The sequence below is a fragment of the Burkholderia sp. Ax-1719 genome (genome assembly GCF_011753055.1).
In the GTDB taxonomy this organism is placed as follows: Bacteria; Pseudomonadota; Gammaproteobacteria; order Burkholderiales; family Burkholderiaceae; genus Paraburkholderia.
This window is the reverse complement of record NZ_VWWJ01000009.1, coordinates 143,041-155,738: the sequence shown is the minus strand read 5'-3', so window position 1 is coordinate 155,738 and position 12,698 is coordinate 143,041. Positions and strand designations below refer to the sequence as shown.

Sequence of the window (12,698 nt, the reverse complement as noted above, 5' to 3'; positions counted from 1 at the left end):
CCTGCGCGGCGCCCGTCCTGCGCGTTCAGCGGCCCGAATGCTCAGGGCCGCCAGATCGATCTGGCCGAACTAGCGCTGTCCTTCGGCGGCAATGCGCACCGCGAGGCCGGCCAGCACCGTACCCATCAGATAACGCTGAAACGCGAGCCACTTCGGACGGCCCGCGAGAAACGACGCGATCGTGCCGGCCGTGATCGCCGCGGTGGCGTTGACCGTGATCGACAACAGAATCTGCACCGTGCCCAGTTCGATGGACTGCGCGAGCACGCTGCCCTGGCTTGGGTCGATGAATTGCGGCAGCAGCGAGAGATAGAGAATCGCAACCTTCGGGTTCAGCAGGTTGGTGACGAAGCCCATCAGGAACAGCTTGCCGGGACGGTCGGGCGTCAGTTCGCGCACCTGGAACGGCGAGCGACCACCCGGCTTGAGCGTCTGCCATGCGAGCCACGCGAGATAAAGCGCGCCGCCCAGACGCAGCGCATCGTAGGCGAACGGCACGGCCATCAACAGCGCGGTAATGCCGAACGCCGCGCACAGCATATAGAAGATGAAACCCAGTGCGACGCCGCCTAAGGAAATCAGTCCGGCCTTGCGCCCCTGGCAGATCGAGCGCGAGATCAGATAGATCATGTTGGGTCCGGGCGTGAGCGCCATTCCGAGGGAGACAGCGGCAAAGGCGAACAGCGGGGCGACATGGGGCATGGCGGGCTCCGTGGTGCTGCGGGTCAGACGACAGGAGGAAATGCGCTACGCGCGGCAGAGAGAGCGGAGCAGCGGCGGTTTTCGCAATTCGGCGGTGTTTGTCTTAATTATTTCACGGCTGGCGGGTCTGCGCCCGGCCGTTTGCGTGTCGTTGGCCATTCGGCCAGGGGTTATCCGTTGCCAACGTCGGCTGGCATTAGCGCGAGGAGCCTTCGCGGTCGGCGTTGCGCGACTGGCGAGCCTGGGCGCGAGCGTCGAGGCGGCGCGAAAACAACTGCATGCCGATGATCTTTTTCTTCTTCTGCACGTTGTCGCCGATGTCCCTGGGCGGATTCGGCTGCAAGGACCAGAACAGCGCCAGAAACCAGCCAAGCACCGTCCAGCCGACCACCGCATTGAACAAGGCGATGATCAGCAGGTCGTGACGCTTGCGGCGATCGGCGATCATTGCGGGCAGGAAATACAGCATGACTGCTGCCAGCAGGACCACGATCTCGAATATGGAATGGCTCGCCATGATGAATCCTCCGCGACAGGGCGTCGCCCCCGAAGGTTCATTGTCGCGCGTATCGCGTCCGGCGTTAAGAATAGCCTTTCAAGTGAATGGCAAAAGTCTGACGAGAGCCTGAAACTCACCTGGCCGGATGGCCAACGTGAGCGCCAACGCTTTGGGTGAACGGGCGTTCGGGTCTATGATCGGGGTTTTTCCGGCAAAGACTCCCCACACCATGAGCTCAGACACGACAGAGGTCACCCGCCAACTCGATCACGACGAACTGCGCGCGTTCGTGGAGCGCAAATGGAACGACGAAATCGTTCCCGCGCTCACGGACTACATCGCGGTGCCCGCGAAGAGTCCTGCCTTCGACGCCAACTGGGCGCAGCACGGCTATCTGGAGCGCGTGGTGCTGGAAGCCGCAAAATGGGCCGAGACCCAGCCCGTACGCGGCCTGAAGCTCGAAGTGGTGCGGTTGCCCGGCCGCACGCCGGTGATCTTCTTCGAAGCGCCGGCCACGCGCTCGGGCAGCAGCGAAACCGTCCTGCTCTACGGTCACCTCGACAAGCAGCCCGAGTTCGACGGTTGGCGCAACGACCTCGGCCCGTGGACGCCCAAGTTCGAAGACGGCCGTCTGTACGGTCGCGGCGGGGCGGACGACGGTTACGCGATCTACGCCAGCGTGACGGCGCTGGCGGCGTTGGACGCCCAGGGCGTCGAGCGTCCGCGCTGCGTGGGCCTGATTGAAACCTGTGAGGAGTCGGGCAGCTACGATCTGCTGCCCTATGTCGATGCACTGCGTGACCGCCTCGGTAGCGTCGGTCTGGTCGTCTGCCTCGATTCGGGCGCGGGCAACTACGATCAGCTCTGGCTCACCACGTCGCTGCGCGGCCTGGTGACCGGCGATCTGGAAGTGGAAGTGCTCGAAGAGGGCATCCACTCGGGTTCGTACGGCGGTATCGCGCCGTCGAGCTTCCGCGTGATGCGTCAGCTGTTCGAACGACTCGAAGACGCGCGCACCGGCACGCTGCTGCCGGAAGGCTTCCATATTCCGATTCCGTCCAAACGTCTGGCCGAAGCGGAAGTCACCGCAAAGATCCTTGGCGAGAACGTCTGGAAGAGCATGCCGTGGGCGTGTGGTCTGGATGGCCGCCGCGTGCTGCCGACGACTACCGATCCGCAACAGGCGCTGCTCGATTCCACGTGGCGGCCGTCGCTGTCCGTGACGGGCGCGGCGGGTTTGCCCGCGCTGGAGAATGCGGGCAACGTGCTGCGTCCGCGCACGGCGTTCAAGCTCTCGCTGCGTCTGCCGCCGCTGCTGGATGCGGCCAAGGCCGTGGCGGATCTGAAAGCGCTGCTCGAAGTCGATCCGCCTTATAACGCGCGCGTCACGTTCAAACCCGATGTTGGCGCGGCCAATGGCTGGAGCGCGCCGGATCTCGCGCCGTGGCTCTCGCAGGCGCTCGATACGGCCTCGCGCAATCACTTTGGCGCAGACTGCGCGTATCTCGGCCAGGGCGGCACGATCCCGCTGATGAACGTGCTGCAGGCCGGCTTCCCGAAGTCGCAGTTCATGGTGTGCGGCGTGCTCGGCCCGAAGTCGAATGCACACGGCCCGAACGAGTTCCTGCATGTGCCTTACGCGAAGAAGCTCACGGCCACGGTCGCCGAAGTGATTGCTTCGGCGCCTTGAGTTGAAGCGCTAGCGGTTTGAATTCGCCGCGACGCGGGCCGCGCCTTGCGTGTGCCCGCGCGTGTCTCATCTAGCGATGGGCGGGCTCGCGCCCTTCGCGCGGCGAATCTTCCGCGACCGGATCATGGCCATCGCCGTGATCCGCATGGTCTGCATGCACGGCATCCGCATGACAGGAGCAGTTTTCCTCGTCGACGGGCTGCTCCAGATTCTTCATGATCCCGCACTCCGCGCTGCTATGGCGCGCATTGCAGCTGTCGCGCAGCGTGCGTAGCTGCTGCTCTAGCACGCGCATCGTTTCGATCTGTTCGTGGATGCGCGCGATCTGGCAGTCGATCAGCGCGTTCACTTCGTCGCAGGGCTGATCCGGATCGGCCTGATAACGCCTCAGCATGCGGATGTCCGACAGGCCGATGCCGAGCGAGCGGCAGTGGCGGATGAAATTGAGCTGCGCGGCGTGCGCGACCGTGTAGCTGCGGTATCCGTTGGTTTCGCGCGCGGGTTCGTCCAGCAAACCTTCGCGCTCGTAGAAGCGCACCGTTTCGACGTCGCAATGCGCGTGACGCGCCAGTTCTCCGATTCTCATCGTCGCGATTCCCAGATTTCCCAGATTCCCAAAAAAGGCTTGACCCTGTAGCGGCTACAGGCTGTCCAATGATTCTGTCACTTTTGGGAGAAATCGGCCATGGTCCAGATTTTCTTGTCGCGGGGCGCACAGGGCGTTTTCGCGCAGCGCTTGCGGGCGCGTGCCGACGAGCGGAGCACGGCAGGCGGCGGCACGGCGGTAACAGCGCGGGATGAGATTGAAACGGGGCACGACCATGAGGGTCACGATCATGGACATGCACACGATCACGCCCACGATCACGATCACGGCGGACATGGCCACGCGTATGGCCACGACCACGGCCACACCGACGATCACGCGCACGAGCATAAGCACGAGCATAAGCACGAGCATAAGCACGCCGACGCTCACAGCGGCCACGAACACGACCACGCCAGCCACGCGGGCGCATCGTGCTGCCACGGCGCTGCGCCGCAGAGTGGGCGCAACCGACCGGTCGCACCTGCGCCCGAAGGCACCCAGCGCGCGCGCTACCGCATCGAGAACATGGATTGCCCGACCGAAGAGCGGTTGATCCGCAACCGCCTCGAACCGATGCAGGGCGTCGCGCGCCTCGACTTCGACCTGCTGGCGCGCGAACTGACCGTTTATCACACGCTGGCCGATGCGCAGCCGCTCGAAACCGCGTTGCGTGCGCTCGATATGGCGCCGCGCGTGCTGGCCGATGGCGATGATGCGAGCGCGGGCGACTCCGCGCCCGCGCCGGGCCTCGCAATGCGCCAGAAGCTGCTGCTTGCGGCGAGCGGCGTTGCCGCCGCGGGCGCGGAAGTGCTGGCCTGGACGACCGGCAAGGAAGCAGGCATCGCGGTACTGATCTGCGCTGCCGTCTCGCTGCTGTGCGCGGGTCTGCCGACGCTGAAGAAAGGCTGGATCGCGCTCAAGAACTTCACCATCAACATCTATTTTCTGATGTCGCTGGCGGTGGCCGGGGCGATTGCGATCGGCAAGTGGCCGGAAGCGGCGATGGTCGTGTTCCTGTTCGCGCTGGCGGAAGAAATCGAGGCGCTGTCGCTGGAGCGCGCGCGTCACGCGATTCGCTCGCTCACGGCGCTCGCGCCTGAAACCGCCGAAGTCTGGTTCGCCGATGCATCGGCGGTCGGTGCTCAAGGCGAATGGCGTACCAGCGCGGTCGGCGAAGTTGCGGTCGGCGCGCGCATCCGCGTGCGCACCGGCGAGCGCGTGCCGGTCGATGCCGAGGTGAGCACAGGCCGCGCGGCGCTCGATCAGGCGCCCATCACCGGCGAAAGCCTGCCCGTCGACAAGACCGAAGGCGATGCGCTCTACGCGGGCAGCATTGTCGTCGACGGCGTAGTCGAAGCGATCGTCACCGCGACCGCGCGCGACAGCACGCTCGCGCGTATCGCTTCGGCGGTGCAGGACGCGCAGGCGCAGCGCGCGCCGACACAGCGTTTCGTTGATCAGTTCGCCCGCTATTACACGCCTGCGGTGGTGGCGTTCGCGGTGCTGATCGCCGTGGGCGGCCCGCTCGCGTTGGGCGGCGCCTGGAGCGCGTGGCTCTACAAGGCGCTCGTGCTGCTCGTGATCGCCTGCCCGTGCGCGCTGGTGGTCGCAACGCCGGTCACGGTCGTGAGCGGTCTCGCGGCAGCGGCCCGCAACGGCATTCTGGTGAAGGGCGGCGTGTGGCTCGAACGCGGCCGTCTGCTTAAGGCCGTGGCGCTCGACAAGACCGGCACGCTCACGCGCGGCAAGCCGCAACTGACCGACGTGCTGGCGCTGGGCGCCCTGTCCAGGCCTGAGGTGCTGCGCCTGGCCGCCAGTCTCGACGATGCGAGCACGCACCCGGTCGCCCGCGCGATCGTGGCGGGCTGGCGCGATCTGGACGAAGGCGCGTCGCTGGAAAAAGTCGACGACTTCACGGTGCTCAATGGCCAGGGCGTGACGGGGCGTATTGGCGGCGAAGCCTGGCACCTGGGCAACCATCGGCTGGTGGAATCGCTGGGCCTGTGTTCGCCCGAACTCGAAACGCAGTTGGCCCGTCTCGAAGCCGCAGGCAAGACGGCGATCGTGCTGTGTTCCTCGCGCGAAGCGGTGGCGCTGTTCGCGGTCGCCGATGCGGTGCGGCCCGAGAGTGCGTCCGCGATGCGCGCGCTCAAGCGCCTGGGCGTCACGCCCGTGATGCTGACCGGCGACAACCCGACCACGGCGCGCGCCATCGCCGGGCCGCTTGGCATCGACGATGCGCGTGGCAACCTGCTGCCGCAGGACAAGCAGGACGCGATCGCCGAACTCTCGGCGCAGCGCGGCATGACGGCGATGGTCGGCGATGGCGTGAACGACGCGCCCGCGCTGGCGCGCGCCGACATCGGTTTCGCGATGGGTGCGGCGGGCACGGCGACGGCGCTCGAGACCGCCGACGTCGCGATCATGGACGACGATCCGCGCAAGATCGCGGCGTTCATCGGCCTAAGCCGCAAGGTCTCGGCGGTGCTGATGCAGAACATCGCGCTCGCGCTGCTGATCAAGGTGGTGTTCCTCGCGCTGGCGCTGGCGGGCGAGGCAACGCTCTGGATGGCGGTGTTCGCGGATGTCGGGGCGAGTCTGCTGGTGGTGGCTAACGGGCTGCGGGTGCGGCGGCATTTTGCCGATCGTCCGGCTGTCGCGCTGGCGGGCTGAGAGAACAGCGGGCCTTTTCGGCCCGCTGTTTTTAAGGCACCTAATGCAACTAACAGCCAGTCTCGCTTTCACCCAACAATCCCCGATTTCCGTGGCACGAAACCAGACCCTGCCTAAACCAATGTCCGCCGCGCGCCGTAGGTCAGCCTAAGCGCATCAAGGCCGCGCGCACCTTCGCCTGGATCGCAGCATCTAGATCCACGCGAAATTCCACGCGTCCTGCAATGAGCGTGGCAACCGGCAAACCCTCCAGAAATGCGATGCGATTCCCGGCAACGGCAGGCACCTTGTCGCCGGGCAGTACGGTGCCAGGCAGATTGAGCGGGTCGGACGCGGCAATGCAGACCGGCGTCGCTTCACCCGCGACAGCCAGCGCACCGCGCCTGCGCACCTCGCGCAAAACCGGAATCGCTTCAGGCAACGCAAACTGCTCGCCGGAAAGACCCGTCACGAAGCGCCCGCCGCGCACATGGCCGCGCGCTTCCATGCGATGCAGCACGCGCAGCAGATCGCGCCACGGCGGCAGCCAGGGCGCTTCACGAGCAAGCAATTGCCAGCAGATCACGCCGTAACGACGCAGTAGAACGTTGGCGACATGTTCGAGCAGATCGGCATCGGCGGGTGAGCGGCGCGTCGGCGCGACGGGCCTGGCCGCATCGACCGCATCGTCATTGCCCGATGGAAGCGTCACGCGCCGCAACACCGCCCAGCGTCCCGCATCGGCCATGGAGCCCACCAGCGGCCCGAAGCCGCGCGGCCTTCGCTTGCCGTGATACGCCGCACGCTTCGCGGCTGGCCGCACCAGCGCACGCAGGCCCGCAAAACTATCGGCGTTCACGAGCCCCGCGGCCACCAGTTCGCCAAGCGCGCTTTCCAGTTCGACGCCCAGCAGATGCGCGTCGGCGGCCAGTTCGTCGAAGAACATCGCGCCGTGGCGCAGCAGCGCATCATAGACCCGCTGCGCGCGTGCCGCGGGCTGAGCCTCGGGCGTATCGAGCAAGGCGGTCCAGCGCGTCAGTTCGCGGCGCGGCAACAGAACCACCGGCGTGCTGCGCACGGTCGTCGACGCGCTAGCGTGAGCCGGCAGCCGCGCCCAGGTGACATGGCCCGAGCGGCACAGTTCGTCGAGCAGCATCGGCGAATAATCGTCGATACGCGCGGGCAGGATCTCGTCCTCCCATTCGAGCGCCGACGCCTCCCAGCCTTCGAGCTGATCGAGCATGGCCGCCAGCGCTGCGCGTCCCGAGCCGCGCGAATCCGGCGCGACATGCTGCCATTCGAACAGGAAGCGCATGAAATCGTGGCGCTCGACCGGCTCGATTTCACGGCGCAGCTTGCGCACCGTATAGCGATGGATGCGTGCGAGCAGATGGCGCTCGCACCATTCCTCGTCATCCGCGCCCGGCGTGAAGCGTCCGCGCATGACCGTGCCCTCGGCTTCGAGGGCGGTGAGGGCGAGCGCGGCCACGCTCGCTTCCAGCGCAAGCGGCCGCGCCACCTGCGCGAGCGTGAGCGGGCCGAAGCCCGACAGCCGCGCCCGCACCAGTTCGACCAGCGCGGTTTCTTCGGTCCACGGTTCGGCGCGCGGGCTGGCGCGGCGTTCGTCGGGCATGGCAAGCGGCGGCTCGCTGCGCGCCTGCGGGTAAATCGCCTGCACGCAGGCCAGGCGTTCGATGCTAACCCACAGCGCTTCGTGATCGGCGACGGGCAGGCGCGTCGCGCGGCCACTTTTCGCCAGTTCCGCGAGCCAGTGTTCCCAGCCGTTTGCCTGGACTTCGCTGTGGGCGAGGGCGCCGAGCGTATTGAGCGCGTCGTGCATTTCGTCGGCGTCGCGCACCTGCGGCCAGGCTTCCTCGCGCACGCTGGCAATGGCTTCGGCATCGAGCGCGCCCAGATCGTCGGCGGATTCGGGGTCGCTCCAGCGTCGTGACAGCACGGCCTGGGTGCGGCGCTCCTCGATGGGCGCATCGTCGAGAAAGGCGTAAGGGCGCGCGGTGAGGATTTCGGCCGCGAGCGGCGAGGGCGCGGGCAGCTCGCGCGTCACCAGACGCACCGCGCCGGACTCCATGCGCCGCAGCAGCGCGAGCCAGGTTTCGGTGTCCATCGCCTCGTGCAGGCAGTCGTCGAGCGTCTGAGCGACGAGCGGATGTGGCGGAATTTCGCGCTCGCCCGCGAGGTTTTCGACGCAGGCCACCTGGTCGGGAAATACGGCGGCGAGCAGATCTTCGCTGCGCATTCGCTGGATCTGCGGCGGCGTCTTGCGGCCGCCCGACTGGCGCGGCAGCGCGAGCGCGGCGGTGGCGTTCCAGCGCCAGCGCACGCCAAAGAGCGGCGCGTCCAGCAGCGCCTGCACAAGCAGATGCTGCGCCGAATTCGAATGCAGATACCGCCAGACTTCGTCGAGTGCGAAGCTGTGCGCGCCCGTCAGCGAGAGGATGATGGCGTCTTCGGTGGCGGCGGCCTGCAACTCGAAATTGAATTGACGGCAAAAGCGCTTGCGCAGCGCCAGGCCCCATGCGCGGTTCATGCGGCTGCCGTAGGGCGAGTGGATGACCAGCTGGGTGCCGCCGGATTCGTCGAAGAAGCGCTCCATGACGAGCGTGTCGTGCGTGGGCAGCACCGTGAGCGCCTGACGCGCACGCGCCAGATAATCGACGATCTGACGCGCGGCGGCATCGTCCAGACCCAGCGCATCGCCAAGCCAGGCGGTTGCGCGTTCGATAGCCTCTGCATTGGCGGATGACGATCCGGTTTCCGAAGTATTGGCGTGCTCGCCCAGTTTCTCGTCGATCTGCGCGCGCAGACGCGAAATCGCGAACGAAAGCTCGTCGCTGCGTCCCGGCGCTTCGCCGAGCCAGAATGGAATATTGGGCGGTTGCCCTTGCGCATCTTCCACGCGGACGCGGCCCGCTTCGATGCGCAGAATCCGGTACGACGCGTTGCCCAGCTGGAATACATCGCCGGCCAGGCTTTCGACCGCGAAGTCCTCGTTCACCGTGCCGATCTGCACGCTCTGCGGTTCGAGCAGCACGGCGTAATCGGCATTGTCGGGGATCGTGCCGCCCGAGGTCAGCGCAACCAGCCGCGCGCCGCGCCGCGCACGCAGCGTCTGGCTCACGACATCGCGATGCAGATACGCGGCGCGTGGGCCGTGACGGCTCGTGAAGCCATCGGCGAGCATGCGCAGCACCGCGTCGAAGCGCGCGCGTTCGAGCTGCGCATACGGCGCGCTGCGGCGCACGAGCGCATAGAGAGCGTCCTCGCTCCATTCCTGGCAAGCGACTTCGGCGACGATCTGCTGCGCCAGCACGTCGATTGGCGCGTGCGGCAGCGTGATGCGGTCGAGTTCGCCGCGCCGCACGCAGTCGAGCAGCGCGCTGCATTCGATCAGATCGTCGCGCGAGGTGGGGAACAGCCGACCCTTGGGCGTGCCGCCGACCTGGTGCCCGGAGCGCCCGACGCGCTGCAAAAACGCCGCAATCGAGCGCGGCGAGCCGATCTGCACGACCAGATCCACATCGCCGATATCGATACCCAGTTCGAGCGATGCCGTCGCCACCAGCACGCGCAGATCGCCGCGCTTCAGGCGCTGCTCGGCCTCGAAACGATGCTCGCGCGCGAGGCTGCCGTGATGTGCGGCCACGGCCTCTTTGCCCAGACGATCGGTGAGATGGCGGGCGACGCGCTCGGCCATGCGCCGCGTGTTGACGAATACGAGCGTGGTGCGATGCATCGCGACGAGTTCCGCGATGCGGTCATAGACGCGCTCCCAGACGTCGTTGGCCATGATCGCTTCGAGCGGCACGGGCGGCACTTCGAGTGCAAGATCGCGCGCGCGCACGTGACCGGCATCGACGATTTCGCAGGCGGGCGGCGCAGCGGGATCGTCGCCCATGCCCACCAGAAAGCGCGCGACGGTTTCAATCGGCTTTTGCGTGGCGGACAGGCCGATGCGCAACGGCGGCGCGGCGCACAGCGCATCGAGCCGTTCGAGACTCAAGGCAAGATGCACGCCGCGCTTGTTGCCCGCCACGGCATGGATTTCATCGACGATCACGGTGCGCGCGCTCGACAACATGCGGCGGCCAGATTCCGAACCGAGCAGCACATAGAGCGATTCAGGCGTGGTCACGAGAATGTGCGGCGGCCGACGGCGCAGCGCGGCGCGCTCGGGCTGCGGCGTGTCGCCGGTGCGCACGGCGGCGCGGATCTCGACGCCCGGCAAGCCCAGCCGCGCGAGTTCTGCGCCGATGCCTTCGAGCGGCCGTTCGAGGTTCAGGCGGATATCGTTCGAGAGCGCCTTGAGCGGCGAGACGTAGACCACGAGCGTTTCGTCGGGCAATGCGCCGCCGTTGGCGAGTCCTTCGCGCACCAGCGCGTCGATGGCGGTGAGAAAGGCGGTGAGCGTCTTGCCCGAGCCCGTCGGCGCGGCCACCAGGGTGGCGCGGCGGCTTTCGATCAGCGGCCAGGCGGCGCGCTGCGCGGGCGTTGGCGCATCGAAGCTGCGCCGGAACCAGGCCGCCACGGCGGGATGGAACAGGGCGAGCGGATCGTCGGGCGTGGAGGGGAGCGAGGCCATAGGCGCAGTCTCGCAAATTTCGCGCACGCCTGCCGAACGACACCCGGGCCGCCCGGCCAGGGTTACTTTCCAGAATACGGAGGCCCGGCGCGGGTCTCAAGCAAGCCTCGTCCGAACGCAGTATCCTCGCCCCGCTGGATGTCCCTTCGATGTTCCCACGGTCTTCGACGGAGTTACCCCATGCGATACCACCCACTCGGCCGCACCGGCCTGTTCGTTTCCGAGCTTTGCCTTGGCACCATGACGTTCGGCGGCGGCGCCGGGATCTGGAACCAGATCGGCGATCTGCAGCAGGCCGATGCCGAGCGGCTCGTCGGCCGCGCGCTCGACGCCGGCATCAATTTCATCGATACCGCCGACGTTTATTCTCAAGGCGTGTCCGAACAGATTACCGGCCAGGCGCTCAAGAATCTCAAGATCGCGCGCGACCAGGTGGTGGTCGCGACCAAGGTGCTGGGCGAAATGGGCCCATCGCCGAACCAGCGCGGCGCGACGCGCTATCACATCATGGAGGGCGTGAAAGCGAGCCTCAAACGCCTGCAACTCGACCATATCGACCTCTATCAGATCCACGGCTTCGACCCGGCCACGCCGATCGAGGAAACCGTGCGCGCGTTCGACACGCTGGTGCAGCACGGGCATGTGCGCTATGTGGGCGTGTCCAACTGGGCCGCGTGGCAGATCGTGAAAGCGCTCGGCATCGCGCATCATCATGGGCTCGCGCGTTTCGAGTCGCTACAGGCCTACTACACGATCGCGGGCCGCGATCTGGAGCGCGAGATCGTGCCGATGCTGGGCAGTGAAGGGCTCGGGCTGATGGTGTGGAGCCCGCTTGCGGGCGGCTTGCTGAGCGGCAAGTATGGCCGCGACCAGCAGGGCGAGGCGGGCAGCCGCCGTACGACCTTCGACTTCCCGCCGGTTGAGCGCGAACGCGCGTGGGACTGCATCGACGCGATGCGGCCGATCGCGGCGCAAAAAGGTGTGTCGGTCGCGCAGATCGCGCTGGCCTGGCTGCTGCATCAGCGCGCGGTGACGACGGTGATCGTCGGCGCGAAGCGTGTCGATCAACTCGATGACAATATCGCCGCCACCCAGGTCAAACTCTCAACCGAGGAACTGGCGATGCTCGACGATGTGAGCGGCTTGCCGGCGGAATATCCTGGCTGGATGCTCGCGCGTCAGGGCGATGCACGACGGGAACAGTTGCGCCAGGCGGAGCGCTGATCGATCGGCAGCACAAAAAAGGAAGCACAAAAAAACGCGCGGCTTGAATGGCCGCGCGTTTCTGCTGCGATAAGTGAGGTATCGTCTCTGGCGCTTACTGCGCAGCCACCACCTTCAGGTGATTCTTCACCGAATCCACGCCCGACACGCCTTCCACCACCTGCTTGGCGTTATCGCGGTCCTCGGCGCTCGGGACCGTACCGGTCAGCGAGACGATGCCCTTACGGGTCTTCACATGGATATGCTCGGACTTCACGTTCTTCGCGCCGAGCAATTCAGCCTTCACCTTGGTGGTGATGGTTGCGTCGTCAACGTGTTGACCCACGCTTTCGGAACTGCCCGTGGACGGAGCCGCAGAGTTGGTCTGTGCGCCGGCCATCAGCGCGAAGGTCATGCAGGCCACGCCTGCGGCGGTCTTGAGCATCAGAGTGCGCTTCATGAGAGTTCTCCTGTGTGAGTTGATGATCTCGTGGCCTGATACCGCAAGGTCCGTGCCGCGGTTGGTCGGTTGAGCGGCGGAGGCCCGTCGGCGCGGCGTTTGAGCGCGGACTATCCACGAAAAGCGCAGGAAAAACGTAGGGAAATTGACCGCGGACGAGGCGTTCACTATGTCTCTCATCGGGCACGCAATTTTTCCGCGCGATTGTAAAAACGTCTGTCGATTGTTCGGGCGGCGGGAGTGAATTTGCGCCCTCGCAAGGCGCGATCCCGTTACAAAACAAGCGTTTGTAAAAACTGGCAT

The 12,698-nt window shown here is 66.4% G+C and carries 8 protein-coding genes; 3 read left to right on the top strand and 5 right to left on the bottom strand.

The genetic code is table 11. The features are described 5' to 3' along the window. Positions 1-69: 69 nt before the first annotated feature. Both F3J17_RS18275 and F3J17_RS18270 read right to left on the bottom strand, forming a co-directional pair. Positions 70-702 carry a LysE family translocator gene (locus F3J17_RS18275; RefSeq protein WP_167061558.1) on the bottom strand — a complete coding sequence of 211 codons (633 nt, stop codon included), beginning with the start codon at positions 700-702 and terminating at the stop codon, positions 70-72. Between the two features lie 196 nt (positions 703-898). After that, complete coding sequence (locus F3J17_RS18270) at positions 899-1,219, bottom strand: superinfection immunity protein (RefSeq protein ID WP_167061556.1); 321 nt, start codon at positions 1,217-1,219, stop codon at positions 899-901. Positions 1,220-1,430: 211 nt separating this feature from the next. Between F3J17_RS18270 and F3J17_RS18265 the strand changes: the two genes are divergently transcribed. Next, complete coding sequence (locus F3J17_RS18265; RefSeq protein ID WP_167061553.1) at positions 1,431-2,891, top strand: M20 family metallopeptidase; 1,461 nt, start codon at positions 1,431-1,433, stop codon at positions 2,889-2,891. A 70-nt stretch (positions 2,892-2,961) separates the two neighbouring features. Here F3J17_RS18265 and cadR read toward each other — a convergent pair whose 3' ends face one another. Beyond that, a complete protein-coding gene (gene cadR, locus F3J17_RS18260; protein ID WP_167061551.1) occupies positions 2,962-3,477 on the bottom strand; it encodes a Cd(II)/Pb(II)-responsive transcriptional regulator in 516 nt (171 codons plus the stop codon). Between the two features lie 99 nt (positions 3,478-3,576). Between cadR and F3J17_RS18255 the strand changes: the two genes are divergently transcribed. After that, the gene (locus tag F3J17_RS18255; protein ID WP_167061549.1) at positions 3,577-6,153 is read left to right on the top strand and encodes a heavy metal translocating P-type ATPase; all 2,577 of its coding nucleotides are present in this window, start codon (positions 3,577-3,579) and stop codon (positions 6,151-6,153) included. Between the two features lie 142 nt (positions 6,154-6,295). Here F3J17_RS18255 and F3J17_RS18250 read toward each other — a convergent pair whose 3' ends face one another. Continuing rightward, entirely contained in the window at positions 6,296-10,732 is a 4,437-nt protein-coding gene (locus F3J17_RS18250; protein WP_167061546.1) for a DEAD/DEAH box helicase, read from the bottom strand. A 180-nt stretch (positions 10,733-10,912) separates the two neighbouring features. Here F3J17_RS18250 and F3J17_RS18245 point away from each other — a divergent pair, with 180 nt between their 5' ends. After that, the gene (locus F3J17_RS18245) at positions 10,913-11,956 is read left to right on the top strand and encodes an aldo/keto reductase (RefSeq protein ID WP_167061544.1); all 1,044 of its coding nucleotides are present in this window, start codon (positions 10,913-10,915) and stop codon (positions 11,954-11,956) included. Between the two features lie 94 nt (positions 11,957-12,050). Here the strand turns inward: F3J17_RS18245 and F3J17_RS18240 are convergent, their stop codons facing one another. Further along, entirely contained in the window at positions 12,051-12,395 is a 345-nt protein-coding gene (locus F3J17_RS18240; RefSeq protein ID WP_167061542.1) for a BON domain-containing protein, read from the bottom strand. Positions 12,396-12,698: the final 303 nt, after the last annotated feature.